Genomic DNA, 18,624 nt, shown 5'->3' on the forward strand with positions numbered 1-18,624 from the left:
TCTCGACAGGGTCGTTGACTCTGCGGGTTCTGTGCGGCATAATGCCGCCGTCCTTCGTTCAAAAGAAGACTGCGGGCCCTACCGGTCTGCAATTTTGCCCATGATCGACCACATCGTCTCAATCTCATCTGTCTTTCGCTGTTCTGCGGTTTGGACCGTCGTAATGCTGCAGATGTAGTAGACGAGACTTCCGGCCCTGCGGCTGCCGGTCTCCGTCGCGACGTTCCAGTGATTTTCACCAGCCTCTTCCGAATTCACTGAGTCGCCAGCTTTTTGGAGCGAAAGCTCTGGGGGGCACGGAGTGCACATCAGCCGAGGTTGCTGCGAGAAATTCGAAGGATTCCCACAGTTGTCCGAACCAGGAACGGGTTTCGGTGGCAATGGAGAGGCCACTCCATCGCCGCCACCACCACCAGAGAGTGAGAAGCATATGGTTGCGAATGTCGCTGAACCAGTCGTTGAACGTACGGGTTCTTCTTTCCCCGAATTGTCGAATCAGCTCGAGAAAGATCTGGTTCAGGTCTTCAAACTGCTGTCGGACGAGACTCGTCTCCGCATTCTGATGTATCTGATGCGGGAGAACGAGATGCACGTGACGGCGCTGTGCGAGAAGCTCGGCCAGAGCCAGCCGGCGGTGAGCCATCACCTGGCGCTGCTGCGCGTGGCGGGGCTGATCGAAGCTCGCCGGGACGGGAAGCACAACTTCTATTCCGTGCGCGAGAAGCACTTCCACCGGATTATCGCGGAGCTGTTCCAGAGCATCAGCAGCGCCGACCAGGACGGAATCCGCTTCAAGGACTTCCTGCTGAAGCAGACGCCGTAGCCGACCTGCGGCTGACGAAAATGTCATTGAAGAGCGGCTCTTCGTGATTGCGGGGAGCCGCTTTTTTTGCGAGCGGACCGCTGTCGGGCTGCGATTGGGCGAGTCGCTTTTTTTGCGTTTCACGCTGTGGTACAACCGTCACAATTTTGCCCCCGTTCGATGCCTCCTGCCCGATGCGTGCCATGCCTGCTCCCGCCAAGCTCGCTCTCGCCGATGGAACCGTGTACTCCGGAAACGCCTTCGGGGCGTCAGGGGAGGTCTACGGGGAAGTCGTGTTCAACACCAGCATGACCGGGTATCAGGAGATCCTGACCGATCCCTCGTACTGCGGTCAGATCGTCACGATGACGTATCCGCTGATCGGCAACTACGGGGTGAACGCCGAGGATGTCGAGAGCGGCAAGCCTTTCATCCGCGGGTTCATCATCCGGGAGCTGTGCCAGATTCCGAGCAATTTCCGCTCGGAGCAGTCGCTGGACGAATATCTGAAGCAGGCCAACGTGATCGGCCTCGAAGGGATCGACACGCGGGCACTGGTCCGGCGGATCCGCAACGAGGGGGCCATGACCGGGGTGCTCTCGACCGTCGATCTCGACGACGCGTCGCTGATCCGCAAGGCCCAGGCGGCCCCGCAGATCGTCGGACAGGACCTCGTCCGGGAAGTCATGCCGGCTGCATCGTTCGAATGGAGCGAGCCGCTGTCGGATCTGGGTCGGCCGCCCGGCTCGAAGACGGACCTGCCGGGCGAGCCGCATGTGGTGGCGATCGACTACGGAATGAAGCGGAACATTCTGCGACATCTGCGGGATATGCACTGCCGGGTGACGGTGGTGCCTGGAACCGCGACTGCCGAGGAAGTGCTGGCTCACAATCCGGACGGGGTGTTTCTGTCGAACGGCCCGGGAGATCCGCGTCCGCTGACGTATGCGATCGAGACGATTCAGGGGCTGCTGGGGAAGGTGCCGGTGTTCGGGATCTGCCTGGGACATCAGCTCATGGGGCTGGCCTGCGGGGCGGAGATCTTCAAGCTGAAATTCGGTCATCGGGGCGGCAACCAGCCGGTGTTGAACAAGGCGACCGGGCGGGTGGAGATCACTTCGCAAAACCACGGTTTTGCGCTTTCGTCGGAGAATCTGCCGGACTGCCTGGAAGTGACGCATATCAACTTGAACGACCAGACGGTCGAAGGCCTGCGGCACAAGGAATTCCCGGCGTTCTGCGTGCAGTATCATCCGGAAGCGGCCGCGGGTCCGCACGACAGCAGCTATCTGTTCCGGCAGTTCCGGGAACTGATGACCGAGCCGGTCCCGGCGAATTGACGTCGACCGGCCTGTTCTGCCAGAATCTCGGCCCCGGCGCTTGTGCCGGGGCCTGTTTCATTCCTGGAACCGACGAAAATGCCAGCCGAACGTACGCTTGTCCTCCTGAAACCCGACGCCGTGGCCCGCCGGCTGTGTGGCGAGATCCTGGCCCGCTTCGAGCGGAAGGGGCTCAAGATTGCCGGCATGAAGATGCTGCAGGTGACGCCCGAGCTGTCGAAGCAGCACTATGCGGAGCACGTCTCGAAGCCGTTCTATCCGCTGCTGGAGAGTTTCATCACATCCGGCCCGGTCGTGGCTCTGGCCCTGGAGGGTCCGGAGGCGGTGACGGTGGTGCGGGGGATGATGGGCTCGACGAACGGCCGGCAGTCGGCCCCGGGGACGATCCGCGGGGATCTGGGGCTGAGCCGTCAGATGAACCTGGTGCATGGCAGCGACAGCGCGGAAGCGGCGGCGAAGGAGCTGGCGATTTACTTCGGGCCGGGTGAGCTGCTGACGTACGCGTCGCCGCTGGAAGACCTGACGAGCGCGGCGGACGAACGATAGTCGGCGAATGCGCGTGAACGTTGCGGCTGGTCGAAGTTTCGTCGCGGCGATTCGTTGCAAAAGGTTGGTCGATCTGTCACCATACCGGGGCTTCCGGACGAGAGTCCGAGCCTGCCGGCGAACCCGTTGGCGGGCCGGGATGTCTGGTCTGGCGGCGGATGCACCTCTAGCTCAATTGGATAGAGCATCGGTCTACGGAACCGAAGGTTGCTGGTTCGAGCCCAGCGAGGTGTACTTCTTTTTTCGCTCGCCCGGCCCCAGTGTCAGGCGATGCCAGCAGCGGCCCTGAAGTGCCTAAGCTGCTCTCCGGCAAGGTGTTCGACTCCTGGCCTTGATGGCTTTGAGAGTCGACTTTCTCCTCGGTGATCGTGCCAGCGGATGCCACATCCGTGCCAGAAGCGGACTGATCTGGGGCCCCATTTGGGACACCTGAGGGTCCCAAAACGGACACCTCGGCGGGCTCAAGAACGGTCGCTTCCGGGCTGACGGCTGCAACGACGTGATCGTTCGCTCCGGGGGCTTGGAGTCGACCGACGGCACGGGACTTCTCTGCCATGTTGACGTGGGTGTACGTATTCATGGTGAGGTTGATCGTGCTGTGCCGGGCCAGGGTCTGCGCCATCTTCGGATGCACGTCCGCCTTGGCCAAATTCGAGACGAACGTGTGCCGGTTGGCATGAAAATCCGCAAACAGCCCTGCGCTGTTCTTGTACTTCAGAAAATCCGATTTCGCTCGCGTCTCCCGCTCATCGGGGTCGTCCGTCTCGTTGATCCACGCCTGCCTCGCGGCCTCCAAATCCCGCTGCATCATCTTGGCTGTATCCCGCAATGCTCCCCCGGCTGTTTTTAGAGGAAACAGTGGTTGAGACGGCGTAAACTTCTTCGTTGCCAGCCAGCGTCGCAGTTCTTCGACGATTACCGGATGCAAAGGTAACGTATCGTCCCGGCCGTTCTTCGAGTACGCCGCCAGCACGGTGACTGACGGATACTCGCCATCCAGATCCAGTGATCGCAGTGTCAAGGAGCTCAGCTCACCTCGACGAAGACCGGTCGCCGCTGCCATTTGATACACCATGCGGCGGTCCGGCCCCGCAACTCCTTCAACAGGTTTTCCCTCATCGGCGGCACGGAGCAGTCGGTCGAATTCGTCCAGTTCCACGGGACGACGGTCGTGGCGACGGTCCACTCGGACGTTCATCGGAGTCAAACCGCGCAGCGGGTTGTCGAGGAGGCGGCGATCCTGGACCAGCCACCGGACAAACTGCTGCGCGGCCTGCAGATAGAAATTGCAAGTCTGCGGAGAGCGACCGGCCTTCCGACGGTCGTGCAGGTTGTTCTGAACCGCGGCAGGGCGCATGTCGGCAAGCAGAACGAATCCGCAGTCCGTCATCACGTCGGTCGCACGCTTCACGACCTGCGCGACATGCTTCTCGGAGTTCCCCTTGGAACGCAGAAACTGCTCAAAGTCTTGCAGGTGTTCGGCGATCGGCTGTCGCCGATACGTTTCATACGGGTCGACTTCCCCGTTCCGCCGCCGATCAACATCTCGCTCAACCTGAGCCAGTTTGCGTGTCGCGACGGACTTGTCCGTGCTGACGGCTTTCCGGCGCTTCTTGCCGTGCTCATCACGGAATTCGATGTAGTACTTCCGCGATTCGCGCTCTGAAGTTTTGCCGGTGACCGGATCAGTCCAAGGATTTCGCTTTTTGAAGACTCGTCCCATTATTTGGCCCTCCGGCGCAGTTCCACTTGGCGGATGTGATCCCACTGCTCGCCCGAGGGACAGCCGGCCTCCATCCAGGCCAGTAATTCCGCGCGGCGATACCGTTTAATACGCCCACCAAGCTGAACCGGTTTCGGGACCATTCCCTCCCTTTCGAGTCTGCGCCAGGTCCGCAACGAAATACCACACAGCTGGGCTGCGGCTTCTGCCGTTACGAGGGCGGTCGATTCATCCGGGGCCGGCGCACCAATAACTTTGCTCGACATGACAAGGGACCTCCGGCAGCAATTGTGCTGCGCACACGCGGGTGACGGAGATCTCTTGCCGGCCGGAGAGAGGGAGCCTTCCGGACATGGCTCACGCACGCTTAAACTGCGTACGAGCAGCAGCAGACATTGCAGACCGGCATCGGCTCGCCGCTTCTTAGATTTGAGCCTTGGCATCCGGTCGGCTGTCTGGTTCCACTGATCGATGTGGATTGACCACAGCCAGATTCTAGGCTACTACGAGACAGTAGATCAACCGCTCCCCAGGATTTTTTCAAGTGATCCGATTTCGGCTTCGGGAATTACTGGCAGCGAAAGAACGGCAGGAAGGCCGTCGTATTCCGATGCGAGAAGTCTCCGAGATCACTGGAATCTCCGCTCAGGTACTGTCGAGCCTGACGTCTCCGGACCGGCCCGTCGTGACCAACACGGCCTTCGTCGAAGCTCTCTGCCGATACTTCGCCTGTACCCCGAACGACCTGATGATCCTGGTTGACGCTCCCAACGGCGCGGCTCGTCATGTCGATGAACTCTATCCGGACCGCCGTCGCTGATGGCTCCGACCGGCTATGCCAGGCATTTTCCCCTGCGTTCCAGCACTCGTTCGGTCGTCCGTGCTTCAGCGATCTCTGCCATGCCGTAATCGGCCTACAAATCGTCGCCGCTGGCAGGCCTGAATTCTTCAAGTGCGGCGCAGAATTGCCGTAACGCCCCCAGAAATGCTTCGCCACTATTGAGCACGGTGCGGGCCGACTGAAGCAGTTCCTGAGGGATGCTCGGCGGTGTGCCGTTCGACGGACTGCCGGGGAGCGCCGGGAACTTGAACCCCGGCATCACACGATAGGCCTGGAGCTGATCGTCGTACCGCCAGGGAACACCGGACATGGACAGTGTCTGCAGATCGCGGTAGACGGTGCGGCGCGAACATTCCAGTTCGCGCGCCAGCGCCTCAGCATCCCAGCGCCCCGGCCCCATGATCAGCTTCAGAATACGAAGCAGGCGACTCAGACGCTCGCACTGCCGCGCCCGGCGTTCCGCATCAGTTCGCTTCTTCTCTGTGCCCACGCCCGTCCGTGACTCCCGACTCCTGTGACAAGAATCGAGATCGTCGCAGACCAATGAGACACCTGTGGGTCACTTCACGGTCTTGTGGTTCAAGATGATTGACAGTCCGGCAGTGACAGTGCGATCCGCTGCAAACGACGGGTCGGAAAGTCATTGTGCCGGAATTCTCGCGAACGCCACTGTCGTCACGCAGCCGCCGCAGGAAAGTCCGAAACTGGGAATTGGCAGTGCCCATCTGTTGGCACTATCAACTGCTTCAATGCTCCGACGAAGAGATGGCGCTGTCGCGACGCCACCATCAGTTTCGCAGCCGCGATCGGAGCAGCCACCTTGCCAGACACGACGTTTCGCAGCTGGATGAATGGTTTGAGAGAGGATGTCGGCCCACGTCCCGAGTGGCCGGTGCTGCTGAGCTGGATGCTGGAGACGGAGTTTGAACGGCAACGGCAGGTCGATCGACCGTATTCCGGATCGCGAATTCTGATTGACCGGACTCGTCACGAGTTCAACGTGAAAGTTCCCGAAAAGCGGGCAGTCTATGGACTCTGCCATCGCTGCTGGCAGGAAACAAAGGGCGCCCTTCTGATCGAAGGCACGCCTGTCTGGCTCCTTTCTTACGAAGTGCCAAATCAGGCTGACGAGAATGGGCGACGAGCTGACCTGGTCGGGCTGACGCAGATCGGCGGCCTCGTCGTTTTCGAGGGCAAACTCGGTTCCAACAGCTGTCCACCTATCTCTGCAGTTCTCGAAGGCTTGGACTACCTGTCCTGCCTGACATCGGCCGGCACCTTCGAGAGACTGATCTCAGAGTTCCGTGACTTGAAGCAGAGAATTCCCGTTCCAGCGGGCTTTGAGGGGATTGAGCCAAATCTCGCAGCGCCGCCGGCAGTCATCGTGCTTGCCGATTCGGAGTACTTCAACTACCACGACCGGTCGGAACGCAGCCCAGGCTGGCGCGATCTGATCAAACACGGTCGGCGCCCGACGTCGATCTCGATGCGGTTTGCACAGGCAGAGTCGGACATCGATGGCTTCTTCTCGCGTACCGCGTCCTGGCTGACCTGATTCGTCACGAACAGAAGCTTACGTCACCTCCATCGTTTCGCCATCCGCCAGGAGTTTCACTGTCGATAGAAACGCCTGGAACTTCTCGGGTTCAAACGTGTGAATCGGAACCACAAGCTTCGCGCTGAGCTGACCAACGAGGTCGATGATATCGCCGTGGAAGATGTGGCCGCTGGTGTGGACCTCGATCAGGTCGCCTTCGGCTTTCGTCAGAGCGTCTTTCACGGGCTGCCAGTCCGGGCGGTCGAGGTAACCCGTCCAGCGTGAGTAGAGGCATCGCGTGCCCGGCGGAAGGGTTCCGCCGAAGTCGCTCTCCAGCATGCTGGGGCGGAAAAGCATGACGTACTGGGACGGATTCGAGCGGATTTCCTCCACCCCAATCCGGGCCGGGGACATCAAAAAGAAAAATCCTTCGAGTCGTTTCTTTTCGAAAGTCTCCAGAAAGAACTTCGGGAAGAAGACCTTCACATTCTCGGCCGACTCCGGCCTCGGGATGGAAGTCTCTGAGGCGAGCAGGTGCATCACGAAGGCGGTGTAGGTGTCGGCGACGAAGGTTCGGCCGGCTTTGATCGTCGCACGGTAGAAGCCAACCAGCCGGTCGACGTGCTGGGGTGAAAATGACGCCAGGACCAGCCCAGGAGCCGACCGGACCAGCTCCGTGATCTCGTCTTCGAGTTCGTACTCGTTCGGTCCCCAATGGTCGGGATGGCTGATGTGCGTCCCCTCCATCAGGAGGACGTCGATGGCCCGGTCTTTGACGGCTTCAATGAGCGACCGGTGCATCCCTGGCTTCCGGCCGTGGAGCCGCAGGTCCCCCGAGTAGAGGACCGACTTGCCCTCGGCTTCGATGAGGAATGCCTGAGCCCCGTAGATGGAGTGGTCGACGGAGAACACGGTGACCGCGAAGTCCCCGATCTGGATGGTCTGCCCGGAAGGAAGTTCCCGATGTCGATGTCTCGGCAGTGTCGGTTGACCGGCAAACTTCGCTCCGGCCAGCATCATCTTGCTCGTCCCCACTCCGGCATAAATCGGGATTTCATTTTGAGAGTGTCGGATCAGTCCGGTGTGATCCTCGTGAGCGTGGGAGAGGAGAATGGCATCCGGAGCCGGGCCGTCCTCAAACAGCCCTGGCACCTGGGGCAGAATTCCGACTCGGCGGAGTTCCTCTGCAGAGTGTCGCCGGAGCTGGGCCGAATCGTGGGGCTCCCGGTCCTCGTTGAACAGCGGCATCCCGATGTCGAGGATGATTCGAGTTCGATCCGTGGCGATCTCGATGCAATTGCCACCGATCTCGTGAGTTCCCCGGTGAATCGTGACTTGCATGCTGGGATTGCTTTGCTTGCTGGAGCTGAAAATCGGGGTTTGAGTCAGATCGTCGAGAGGTTGCCGGAGATCCGTGGATTAAAGCGCCGTTGCGCACAATCGTCCGTTGTCAGCCTGGACGATTTCGGTTCAATGCTTCCTGATTGCGGATGATCCTGTCGTATTGCAGGATTTGTGTGAGCTGCAGCAATTCGTTTTGTCGGGCGGCCGTGATGATGGCCCGTTCTTCCGGACTCTTGCCGTTCCACTCGAACACCGCCCGGTCGTGTTCGGCTTCGAGTTGCCGGTTGGTCTCCTCGTCGTAACAGCGGGTTCCGAGGATCGACAGACCGAACAGGAACGTGAGGACGGTGCAGGCAATGCCGATATAGAGGCCGACATTCTCGATGAACCACACCAGGTCCGGGTTCCTGTGCCGAGACACGTAAATGACTGCAGTCGTTGCGGCCACTATTCCAGTCATTCCCAGAACGTGGCCGATCGTGTAGACCTTGGGGCGGTAGCTCATGGCGATTGAACGTCCTGTGATGAAGAAGGGTTGCCTGCGGCGCCGAATCTGGGCTGGCCTTCAGTCCAGCCGGTAGAATTCTTCCAGTGCCTCGCCGGTCAGGTAGTGCTCGTCCAACCGGGCTTGCCAGCGAGGGAGCCGATAGAGGCGGGCCAGATCGTCAAAGACTTCGGCCGGAGTCGAGTTTCCGTGATAGATGATGCCGGCCTGATGTGCGGTATCCCACAGGATGCGACCGCGGGGAACGTCGAAGAATTCGGTCGCCTCTGCACAGGACAATTCGCGACGGGCTGTCTCCCAGGCAGAATCGTGGGAGAGATCCGAGTCGATGAGATACCCTGTGGCTTTGATCTCAGCAATCGATTGCAGGAACGCCACGACACGTTCGTCATCCTGCCACCAGACTCCCACATGGAAGCCATAATCTGGAGTCCGCTGGATTCGCCTCAGCGTCTGTTGGTCGAAGTGATACAGGACTGACGGCCGGAGCCTCCGTCGCGGCATGAGCCTCTCCATCGTCGGCGGTGACCATCCGGCTTGATGCCTCAAGGAACGGGCTCCCGGAGAGCCTTGGGTTGTTCATGGCGGTGTGTCGGCCGATCACCCCTGGTGTGCTGGTCCGACCGGCTTGGCGAATCACGAGGACTCACGGCCGGCAGCCAGCGGGATTGTTCCGACTCGCCTCCCCCTCGCGGGGATTGCGTCTCTCCGGGAGCCAGTCATCCCCAGAAATATCCGCTCGGTGCGACAAGGGCGGGTCAGTCAGGGTCAGCCACCGGTGATTTCCGGCGACTTCGGTCATTTCGAGCCGACAGACCGGAATTGGTGAGCTGGGTCAATCAGAAGCGTTCCATGACGTACCACCGCTTCTCGTCGGCATTCCAGGTCAAGGTGTAGGTCGTGACATTCGTGAGCGGCGTCCCAACCTGGGACTTCCACTCGATGGCGACATTCAGCTTGAAGGCTGGCCAGCTTCTCCAATCCTTCGGCAGTTCGCGGGACTTGTCGTACGCCAGAAAGTCGGGTTCGTCCGGGACCACGCTACGGATTTCGTAGCTGATCGGTTCCTGGTGCAGATTGACCCGAGACTTCATGGTCGAGACGGAATTCTTCTCGCCGGCCATCCACTTCTGGAATTCGACATCAAAGAACTTTCGGGCTGCGGCCTCGGTACCGACCATATTGGCCGAACACCCGATCATCCCGACCAGAACCAGAACACTCCAGCATTGCGACGTCTTCAACGGTCATCCTCCAGATCAGGGCTGCAAGCGCCGGACCGTGATCTGCATGCGATCACCACCGTCCGACGTCTCTTCCCCTGATACCCGAAGGACCTGACTGGGGCGGGTCAGACCTGATCGGCCGCTGCCTGGAGGGAGATCGCGTCTTTCAAGGCTTTGACGAACAGTTCTTTCAGTTCGGCGGGTTGCTGCACCCGCACCCGGCCAGCCCACGAGAGCAGCCAGTGCAGGATTTCGTTCAGACCGTCGATCTGGAACCGCAGGATCACGCTGCCATCCTTCTGCCGCGTCACCCGTTGCGTGTGATGCCAGATAGTCTCGATCACGAGCGGAGCGGAAGCTTTGGGGAACCAGAGCTCGACGTCGTAAGAGCGATCCCCCCGGTACACCGCCCAGGCATTGCCGAAGTAGTCCCGCAGATCGAAATCCTCTGGCACGACTGCAGGTTCCGCGACCGCACGCAGGGCCTTGAAGCGAGCCACTCGGAATGTCTTCGGTGCCGCGTCCTCAGTCTGGCGTCCGATGACGTACCAAGCGTTCTTGATCAGACAGAGGCGGTAGGGATGCAGCTTGAGCTTCACCGCGGCCGGCTCATACGGACTTTCGTACTGTCCGGAGATCTGACAGCCCCGCAGCAGTGCCAGCTGAATCGTCTTGATGACTTCATGGTGCCGGCTGTGGTCCGCGAGCTTCAGGTCCAGGACGGAAACGAGCCGCATCGCGTCGTCGATGAGTTCCTGAGTCTCTTCACGGGAGACCGCCGCCAGCTTCCGGGTGGTCGGACCGGCTCCGGGAGTGACATCCAGGCCGGGAGCTTTTGACATCACCGTCGCCAGGGAAAGTCCCAGAACTTCGTCTTCGGTCAATGACATCACCGGGAACCGGAAATCAGAACGGACTCGGACGAACTGCTGATAGCCTTCGCGGAAATACGGAATCCCGGCGAACTTGAGGACGTCCAGGTCACGGTAAACGGTCCGTTCCGAGCACTGGATTTCTTCCGCGATCGCTCTCGTGGTCCAGCGTCCTCGACTTTGGATCAATTCGAGAACTCGCAGGATGCGGGCCAGTCGATCCGCCTGGCGGACTCGTCGATCTCGGTCCGGCCGATCCTGCTTGCCAGGCTTCGGGCCAGTGGAACCGGTTGCAGAGGTCTTCTTCAGCCGCTTTGCCATCAGTTTGCTCGATCCCAATCAGAGACTCGTTGCAGGGCGTTCTCAAAGGCTTGCCGATGAAACGTCCGATAGTAGGCCGCTCGGTAGCTGGTGATGGCGTTCGCCACATGGTGAGCCCGGCAAACCGCCCATCGACTCGCCTCCGCCAGTTGATCCGGCAGTGCTCCGTCCTCAGCGGCGTGCTCCTGGTCGACCTGCAGGTCGAACCCAGACTTCATGGCATCGACATGGCTCGCCCTCCCCTTCGCTGCTGCTTGGACGAAGCGATAGGTCTCGTTCCACGGAACCCGTCCCTGCCGGTGGAGCCGTTCCATGATGGTTTCCTGGAACAGGATCGGCAGTGTCGGTTCTTCCCCTCGCCCGGCGATGCATGTTTCGGCAATCTCAGGGTGACTGAGGCTGATTTGCTCCACGGCAGTCGCCGTCGCCAGGGCTCGGATTCCCGATGGGCGGATTTGAGACAGCCGGGATCGAACAGGTTCAGAGTCCAGTTGAAAGACTTCGTCAGTGTCGCCGGATTGGATCGCGGCAAAGACAGCTTTCTCAGACCTCCGAACCGTGACATCCGGGAGTTGCCGGCGGAGGATCTCGGGGATCGCCTCCAGGGAGGTCATAGAATGAACTGTGACGCAGAGAGGTCGAGGGATGTCGTCCCACGGCTTGCCATCCGCCGGGAGCACGACGAATTGCACCGTCGGTGGCTCACCGTTTGATGTGCACCAGAGTCGCTGGAAATGGGTCCGGTAGCGGACGGGATCGACATCCGAAAATCCGAGTAGAAACAGAATGACCGACGAGCCACCCGCCCCGATGGCGTGAAACACGGCCTTCTGCTTATGAATTCGATCCGCGAACTCGACAATCTCCACGAGGGCTTCCTGGAATCCCCGCTGCTCGATCAGTCGGAATTCCGCATCCAGCAACGGCCTCGCCCGAGACTCAGTCCCGTGCTGGAACTTGAGCTGCAGGGCTAACCAGCATCGTTCGACAATCGCGTTGAAGGCTTTGTCCGAAACCGCCACGTTCTGCTCCGCCAGAAAGGACCGTCGAACAGGGTGGCATCGTCCTCGGCCACGGGTGGGTCATACCGGTCGCAAAACACTCCGTCAACGACCGTGCGTTACGCTCCCTGCTGATGAATCCAGGTGTGAGCCTGGTCGACGACCTTGGCCAGCAGCTGCAGGTCATCGCGTCCGAAGGACTCGGTCTGCTTCCACTCTTCGCCGTCCTTGTAGATCCGGCTGACCGTCACGTTGTGACGGGTGCCGACGGTCGTCTGGTTCTCCCAGATCGTCGCCTTGATGGCTCCGAATCGGATTTCGTGGGCCGGTTGCTGCTTTGCTTTCGCCATCGTCGCGTTCCTTGTTCGTGAGTCGGGTAAACAGTCACTTCTCCGACTACCCGCAGGAAGCCAGTGTTCTTGTTGAAGCAAGAGGAATCGCCGATTCGTACCTTGGATTCCTTCCGACTTGTCTCGCATAATCGCGATACGGTAGGTATGAGATCAGTCTATTAAGTGGCACTCTGCTCTCAGCAAGCCAACGGTCAGAGATTCAGGCTGCTGCAGTCCGAAAGTTTCAGTCGGTGCCATCATCTGATCGCTCGCACCGCAGCTGTGTTGTGCGGCGGATTGCGAGAGTTCGCAGTTTCGCCGCCATTCCGCCTGCGTGATCCAGCGTAATTGCCGACATCCCACACGAGGACAACTGACCAGTCGACGAAGCTTTCCACTACGCCCGCAGGATTCCGCTTCCTACACAGTACCGCGCTGTCGAGCGGCCCGGCGTTGCATATTCAGACCGCCGCCACACCCGGTACGACGACACGAAACTAGGGCCGAACGCGAGCGTCTTCGTGGAACGCCGAACGCCTTACTGCTCTTCGAGTCTTCGAGCGAAGTGCTGAAAACGGTCTGCGCACCAACTCGAAGAGCCATTCCTTTGCGGCAACGTCCGCTGGAAAGATAGGGGGACCGCGTTCTCTGTGAGGCGGGTTTTGCGTCAACGAGTCTCGATGGGTTGACTTTTCCGATAAGACCCAGAGCAGCGAATGTGCCGGCGAACTCGTGCGACGGCCGCTGTGGATTGGCGGAGTCATTTTCGCATCGCATTCATGAGGACCTTCGGCCCGTGGGGACTTACGTCATGTTGTCGTTCCGCTCACAGTGGCCTTCCTGCGTCAGCCTGGCCGCTGTTCTGCTGGTGAGCGGCTGTCGGTCGGCGCGGACGATTCATGACTCGGAATATGCGCAACTGGAGTCCGACGTCGCGCGGGCGATGATGGACTCGCAGCCGGCACTGGCAGCCATCACTCCGGTGGCTTCGGAATTGGCCGGACCGTCAACCGTCGACGAATACGTCGCCGTCGCGCTTTCGCAGAATCCCCGGATTCAGGCGGCCCGGAAACGCGTCGAAGCCGCCAGTTATCGCGTGCCCCAGGCGGCGAGTCTCGAAGATCCGATGCTCGGAGTGAATGGGTATCCCTTCTCTCCGTATGTGCTGCAGACCGCGGGAGGACGTTCGACGGCGAACGTGATGGCGTCCCAGAATTTGCCGTGGCTCGGCAAGCTGGAAACGCGGTCGGAAGTCGCAGAAGCCGGCACCGATGTCGCCCGTGCCGAGCTTGTCGCCGCAGAGCTGGAAATCGTCGAGCAGGTCAAGCGGGCTTACTACGCGCTGTCCTTTTCGCAGCAGACGATCCACATCACGGAACAGAGTCGCGGTCTGCTGGTGGAGTTGAGCGAGATCGCTGAGATTCGTTACACGACGGGGGCTGTCAGCCAGCAGGACGTGCTGCGTTCTCAGGTCGAAGTTTCCAACGTGGACTCAGAACTGATCCAGTTGCGTCAACAGCTCCAGAGCACCCGCGCACGCCTAGCTCAGTTGCTTCACGTCTCGCCCGAGACCCCCTTACAGGCTCTCAATGAGTGGCCCGAAGAGGAAGTTCCGCAGGATCTGGAGCGACTTTACCAGCAGGCGATTACCGCTCGTCCGGAGCTGCATGCCCAACTGGCGGCGGTCCGCCGCGACCTGTCTCAGGTGGAGCTGGCCAGGCTGCAGTATTATCCCGATGTCACGCTGAACGCCATGTGGGGCGGCATGACGACGTCCGGGGCGTTATCGGCTGCCGCTGACGGCGTCTCCATGTTCAACATCGGGGCGCAGATCAACGTACCGCTCTACCGCAAGAAGCTGCAGGCCGGCGTTCGCGAAGCTGAGGCGCAAGCCGTTTCCAGCGCCCGCGAATACGACGCGATGAAGGATCGCACTCAGGCCGAGGTCAAAGATCTCTTCGCGCAGGCGCTCAGTCAGCGCGACCTGGTGGCCCTGTTCAAGAATGAGATCATTCCCAAGGCGGAGCAGACGCTCGAAGTCTCCCTGGAAGCATATCGGGTCGGACAGACGGACTTCCTGCAGCTCGTCGACAACTGGCGGCAATTGCTGAAGTTCCGAGTCATGCTCAGCCAGCAGGAAAGCCAGTTGCGGCAAACGCTGAGCACGCTGGAGCGAGTGGTGGGCGGGGCAATTTCGAGTCCGATGCCACCCGTTCCCGTTCCAGGCGCGATCGCTCTGCCGGCGGATCCTTTTTAGCAACGACGGGAAGACGGTCATGCTGCACCCGACGCACTCGATTCGCCGGCTTGGGTTGCTGGTGCTTGCCTCGCTTTCCGGTTGCGCCCATGCGTACCACGAGTCCCCGTGTGGCTGCGTCTCCTACAATTACTGCCCCGATCCGCCGCTGCCGTATGTGAGTTATTCCGGATGCCCGACGCCCGTCGCGAGCAGCTATACAGTCCACCGGACTCCGGCTGTGTCTCCTCCGCCCGCCCCCTCGCCGTGAAATGCGGCGGAGTCGTTATGGGTTGAGCTTCAGATCAGATCCCTGTTTCGCGATGAATCTCGGCAATCGGGATCCTGGCGAACATCACCCAGTCCGATGTCGCCTCGTCGTAACGCAGGATCGACGGCATCACGGTGTCTTCGACGCTGGAGATGACTGGCCTGCCGAGTCAGTGGCAGTCTTCGCGGCAATGAAACTGTCCCGTCGGAATTGCGCTTCCTTGACCAGACAGTAAATGCACGGCGCGATCAGGAACGTCACGAGCTGTACTCCCATGCCGCCCACGCTGGGGATGGCCATCGGCTGCATTACGTCGGAGCCTCGACCGTGCGTCAGGAAAATCGGCATCAGGCCAATGACGGTGGTGGCTGTGGACATCAGCAGCGGGCGGACGCGTTTCAAAGTGGCTTCAATCACCAGTCCGCGGATCTCGGGGACGCTCTGCGGGTGTTTGCCGCGGAAATTGTCTTCGAGAAAACTAAGGATGACGACGCTGGCGTCGTCCGCCACTCCGAACAGTACGATGAAGCCCACCCAGACAGCGACGCTGACGTTCGCGCCGTAGAAGAACAACAGCGCGAAGCCGCCGGACGCTGAGACCAGAATACCGAAGAAGACGATAAAGGCCAGCCACCACTTGCCCAACCCCAGATAGATCATCACGAACATCGCGAACAGGACGACGGGCACGAGCAACGACAGGCGCTTCGTCGCACGCTGCTGGTTTTCGAACTGACCGCCCCATTTCCAGTAGTAGCCGGGAGGCAGGACGAGGCTGGCCTCCGCATGCTTTCCGACGGCGACGAGCTCGTCGCTCCGGAGTTTCTCGGATTGCAGCAGCCGCTCGGCGTCTTCCACGACACTGACTTCGTCCCGGTCGCGCGTATTCATTGTGACGTAGCCGACCAGCAGGCCGTTCTCACTCTTCAGTTCCTGCGGACCGATCGTGTAGCGAATCGTGGCGACCTGCCCGATGGGAATGTGCGCACCGCTCGACGTCGGCACCAGGATGTGTTCCAGATCGTCGAATCGCTCCCGCAACTCGCGCAGGTAGCGGACACGCATCGGATAGCGTTCACGGCCTTCGACGGTGGTCGTGAGATTCTCGCCGCCAATCGCGATTTCGATGACGTCCTGCACGTCGCGGATATGGACTCCATAGCGGGCGATTTTGGCTCGGTCGATTTCGTACTCGATATAGGGCTTGCCGACGATGCGGTCGGCGACAATGTCGACTGCACCTGGCACCTTCTGCAGCAATTGTTCGATCTGCAGCCCAATCCGCTCGATCTCGCGCGGGTCCGAGCCGAAGACCTTCACGCCCATCATCGCCCGAAACCCGGTCTGCAACATGACGATGCGCGTCTGGATCGGCTGCAGCCAGGTGGGCAGGACGCCGGGAATCGCCGTCGTGGCTTCGAGTTCCTGAAGGATTTCCTCCTTGGTGATCGGCCGCACTTCCGGCCAGAGGTACGTCAGCACTGGTCGAGACCAGTTCAACCAGGCGACCTCGCTGTGCCAGCGCTGTTGAGAGACGCGTCGCCACTCGTCTTCCGGCTTCAGGATAACGATCGTCTCGAACATGCCGATCGGGGCCGGATCCAGCGCCGATTCGACCCGGCCCACCTTACCAACGACGGATTTCACCTCCGGCACCGCACGAATCGCGACGTCCTGGCGGGCGATGACATCGCGAGCCTCCGTCAATGAGGCTGACGGCAGCAGCGAAGGCATATAGAGCAGCGAGCCTTCGTCGAGCGGCGGCATGAACTCCCGCCCGATTCCCGGAAAGACCTGGTCGAGACGATTCCATGCGGCATTCTTCGTGATATCGGCGCCTGCCAGCTTCAGCGTTGCCGACACCGGGTACGCCATGCTGGCGAATCCAAGCCACACGAGCATGCCGAGCAGAACCATCGAAACCGGAATCGCCAGAAACGTCGGTTTGTGGTCCAGCGTCCAGTGCAACAACGGGTGAAAGATTCCGTGGATGCCGCGCGAGACCACGTTCTTTTCGAGCGGCACCAGTTGCTCGCGGCCCATGCGATAGACGGCTGCGGCGACCATGATGCTGATTCCGATCGCCATCGGCCAGCCGCTCCAGGGGCTGCGGGTTCCAAACCCCGCGTGGAGTAGCACATAGGCGGGGTAGAGGGTCGCCAGTCCGAGTCCTCCGCCCCACAGGAGGGAGGTTCGCCGGGACCAGCGGATCGGCTTCAGCACGTAGTAGCTCAGCACCGGCACCACGGTCAACGCCAGCACCACCGACGCTCCAATCGCGAATGTCTTCGTATACGCCAGCGGCTTGAAGAGCTTCCCTTCCTGATCGGTCAGAGCAAACACGGGAATGAACGAAATGATCGTGTTCGTCACGGCGGTGAGAATCGGACCGCCGACTTCGGTCGCGGCTTCGTGGATCACATCGTTGTAGGGGCGTTCCGGCTCGGCAGCCAGACGCCGATAGATGTTCTCGGTCATGATGATACCCATGTCGGCCACGTCGCCGATGGCAATCGCGATACCGGCCAGGGACATGATGTTGCTGTCGATCCCCAGCAGGTACATGGCAATGAACGCCATCCCCAGCGAAAGCGGCAGCGTCGGCAGAATGGCGAGCGAACTCCGCAGGTGCAGCAGGAAGATGATCACAATCGCGCCGGCGACGAGCGCTTCCTCGGTGAGCGCTTCGCGGAGCGTGTCGATCGTTTCGTTCACGATATCGGTGCGGTCGTAGAACGGTGTGATCTTCACAGGGACCGGCGCGCCATCCGCACGCTGGATACGCAGCCCCGGTTCGATTTCGGCAATCTTCTGCTTCACGCGTTCGAGCACGCGCAGCGGGTTCTCGCCGTACCGCATGACGACCACGCCGCCGACCGCTTCCTGTCCCGCATTGTCCAGCATGCCCCGGCGGAAGTCCGGGCCGAGCTGTACGGTCGCCACGTTCTTCACGAGCAGCGGGGTTCCGTCAACCTCGCGGATCACGATGTTTTCGACATCCTGCACCGTCTTTACGAAACCCACGCCGCGCACGAAGAACTCGAAACCGTTGTTCTCGACGACTTTGGCTCCGACGTCGATATTGCTCTTGCGCACCCCTTCATAGACTTCCGGCAGAGTTACGCGATGCGCCCGCAGCTTCTCCGGATCGACGTCGATCTGATACTGCTTGACGAATCCGCCGATACTGGCGACTTCCGACACCCCTTCGACCGCCTGCAGCTGGTAGCGGACGTACCAGTCCTGCATCGTCCGCAACTGGGCAAGATCCCGTTCGTCGGAATCGAGCGTGTACCAGAAAATCTGCCCGAGGGCCGTTGCATCGGGTCCGAGGACCGGCACCACACCCGGCGGAAGCTTCGTCATCGCGACGTTCAGCCGCTCCAGCACTCGCGTTCGCGCCCAGTAGTAATCCACCTCGTCGCGGAAGATCACAAACACCATCGAGAAGCCGAAGCCGGACGCCGAGCGAATTGTCTTGACTTGCGGAGTCCCCTGCAGGCTGATCGTCAGCGGATACGTAACCTGATCCTCGACGTCCTGCGGAGAGCGGCCCGGCCAGTCGACAAAGACGATGACCTGTTTCTCGCCGATGTCGGGGATGGCGTCGACCGGGGTGTTGATCAGGCAGTAGTACCCGGCGCCCGCCGTGACCAACGTCAACAGCATCACCATGAAGCGATTATTGAGACACCAGTGGATCAGGAGGCTCACCATGAATGTGTCC

17 protein-coding genes, 1 tRNA gene and 1 pseudogene are annotated in these 18,624 nt (G+C 60.6%); 8 read left to right on the forward strand and 11 right to left on the reverse strand.

What is annotated here, in order from left to right:
* Nucleotides 1-430: 430 nt before the first annotated feature.
* From SH412_RS18565 to SH412_RS18580, 4 genes are all read left to right on the forward strand, one after another.
* Nucleotides 431-823 (forward strand): ArsR/SmtB family transcription factor, encoded by a 393-nt coding sequence (locus tag SH412_RS18565; RefSeq protein WP_419555743.1) that lies wholly within the window; start codon nucleotides 431-433, stop codon nucleotides 821-823.
* Between the two features lie 182 nt (nucleotides 824-1,005).
* Entirely contained in the window at nucleotides 1,006-2,142 is a 1,137-nt protein-coding gene (gene carA, locus SH412_RS18570) for a glutamine-hydrolyzing carbamoyl-phosphate synthase small subunit (protein ID WP_336519506.1), read from the forward strand.
* 78 nt (nucleotides 2,143-2,220) lie between these two features.
* Nucleotides 2,221-2,688 carry a nucleoside-diphosphate kinase gene (gene ndk / locus SH412_RS18575; protein WP_336519507.1) on the forward strand — a complete coding sequence of 156 codons (468 nt, stop codon included), beginning with the start codon at nucleotides 2,221-2,223 and terminating at the stop codon, nucleotides 2,686-2,688.
* Nucleotides 2,689-2,848: 160 nt separating this feature from the next.
* Nucleotides 2,849-2,922 (forward strand) — tRNA-Arg (locus SH412_RS18580).
* Between the two features lie 328 nt (nucleotides 2,923-3,250).
* Here the strand turns inward: SH412_RS18580 and SH412_RS28655 are convergent.
* Nucleotides 3,251-3,886 (reverse strand): annotated as a pseudogene (locus tag SH412_RS28655) (tyrosine-type recombinase/integrase); the annotation flags it as partial.
* Here SH412_RS28655 and SH412_RS18585 point away from each other — a divergent pair.
* Nucleotides 3,860-4,354 carry a hypothetical protein gene (locus SH412_RS18585; protein ID WP_336519508.1) on the forward strand — a complete coding sequence of 165 codons (495 nt, stop codon included), beginning with the start codon at nucleotides 3,860-3,862 and terminating at the stop codon, nucleotides 4,352-4,354. The pseudogene SH412_RS28655 and the gene SH412_RS18585 overlap by 27 nt on opposite strands.
* 56 nt (nucleotides 4,355-4,410) lie before the next feature.
* Here the strand turns inward: SH412_RS18585 and SH412_RS28660 are convergent, their stop codons facing one another.
* On the reverse strand, nucleotides 4,411-4,854 hold the full coding sequence (locus SH412_RS28660; protein WP_419555744.1) for a helix-turn-helix transcriptional regulator: 444 nt from the start codon (nucleotides 4,852-4,854) through the stop codon (nucleotides 4,411-4,413).
* A gap of 101 nt (nucleotides 4,855-4,955) precedes the next feature.
* On the opposite strand from SH412_RS28660, the gene SH412_RS18590 reads away from it, so the two are divergent.
* Nucleotides 4,956-5,231 (forward strand): helix-turn-helix domain-containing protein, encoded by a 276-nt coding sequence (locus SH412_RS18590; protein ID WP_336519509.1) that lies wholly within the window; start codon nucleotides 4,956-4,958, stop codon nucleotides 5,229-5,231.
* Nucleotides 5,232-5,325: 94 nt separating this feature from the next.
* On the opposite strand, the gene SH412_RS18595 is transcribed toward SH412_RS18590, so the two are convergent.
* Complete coding sequence (locus tag SH412_RS18595) at nucleotides 5,326-5,742, reverse strand: helix-turn-helix transcriptional regulator (protein ID WP_336519510.1); 417 nt, start codon at nucleotides 5,740-5,742, stop codon at nucleotides 5,326-5,328.
* Nucleotides 5,743-6,072: 330 nt separating this feature from the next.
* On the opposite strand from SH412_RS18595, the gene SH412_RS18600 reads away from it, so the two are divergent.
* Entirely contained in the window at nucleotides 6,073-6,807 is a 735-nt protein-coding gene (locus tag SH412_RS18600) for a hypothetical protein (protein ID WP_336519511.1), read from the forward strand.
* 18 nt (nucleotides 6,808-6,825) lie between these two features.
* On the opposite strand, the gene SH412_RS18605 is transcribed toward SH412_RS18600, so the two are convergent.
* From SH412_RS18605 to SH412_RS18635, 7 genes are all read right to left on the reverse strand, one after another.
* Entirely contained in the window at nucleotides 6,826-8,130 is a 1,305-nt protein-coding gene (locus SH412_RS18605; RefSeq protein ID WP_336519512.1) for an MBL fold metallo-hydrolase, read from the reverse strand.
* Nucleotides 8,131-8,239: 109 nt separating this feature from the next.
* Nucleotides 8,240-8,638: a hypothetical protein gene (locus SH412_RS18610; protein WP_336519513.1), complete on the reverse strand. Its 399-nt coding sequence runs from the start codon at nucleotides 8,636-8,638 to the stop codon at nucleotides 8,240-8,242.
* A gap of 60 nt (nucleotides 8,639-8,698) precedes the next feature.
* On the reverse strand, nucleotides 8,699-9,142 hold the full coding sequence (locus SH412_RS18615; protein WP_336519514.1) for a hypothetical protein: 444 nt from the start codon (nucleotides 9,140-9,142) through the stop codon (nucleotides 8,699-8,701).
* A 335-nt stretch (nucleotides 9,143-9,477) separates the two neighbouring features.
* Complete coding sequence (locus SH412_RS18620) at nucleotides 9,478-9,882, reverse strand: hypothetical protein (RefSeq protein ID WP_336519515.1); 405 nt, start codon at nucleotides 9,880-9,882, stop codon at nucleotides 9,478-9,480.
* A 107-nt stretch (nucleotides 9,883-9,989) separates the two neighbouring features.
* Nucleotides 9,990-11,057, reverse strand: a complete 1,068-nt coding sequence (locus SH412_RS18625) for a helix-turn-helix transcriptional regulator (RefSeq protein ID WP_336519516.1) — start codon at nucleotides 11,055-11,057, stop codon at nucleotides 9,990-9,992.
* The gene (locus SH412_RS18630) at nucleotides 11,057-12,079 is read right to left on the reverse strand and encodes a hypothetical protein (protein WP_336519517.1); all 1,023 of its coding nucleotides are present in this window, start codon (nucleotides 12,077-12,079) and stop codon (nucleotides 11,057-11,059) included. The genes SH412_RS18625 and SH412_RS18630 overlap by 1 nt, the downstream gene beginning before the upstream one ends.
* A 98-nt stretch (nucleotides 12,080-12,177) precedes the next feature.
* On the reverse strand, nucleotides 12,178-12,408 hold the full coding sequence (locus SH412_RS18635; RefSeq protein ID WP_336519518.1) for a hypothetical protein: 231 nt from the start codon (nucleotides 12,406-12,408) through the stop codon (nucleotides 12,178-12,180).
* Nucleotides 12,409-13,201: 793 nt separating this feature from the next.
* On the opposite strand from SH412_RS18635, the gene SH412_RS18640 reads away from it, so the two are divergent.
* Entirely contained in the window at nucleotides 13,202-14,647 is a 1,446-nt protein-coding gene (locus SH412_RS18640) for a TolC family protein (protein WP_336519519.1), read from the forward strand.
* Between the two features lie 379 nt (nucleotides 14,648-15,026).
* On the opposite strand, the gene SH412_RS18645 is transcribed toward SH412_RS18640, so the two are convergent.
* On the reverse strand, nucleotides 15,027-18,614 hold the full coding sequence (locus SH412_RS18645; RefSeq protein WP_336519520.1) for an efflux RND transporter permease subunit: 3,588 nt from the start codon (nucleotides 18,612-18,614) through the stop codon (nucleotides 15,027-15,029).
* Nucleotides 18,615-18,624 lie beyond the last annotated feature (10 nt).

The sequence above is a fragment of the Planctellipticum variicoloris genome (genome assembly GCF_030622045.1).
Taxonomy (GTDB): Bacteria; Planctomycetota; Planctomycetia; order Planctomycetales; family Planctomycetaceae; genus Planctellipticum; species Planctellipticum variicoloris.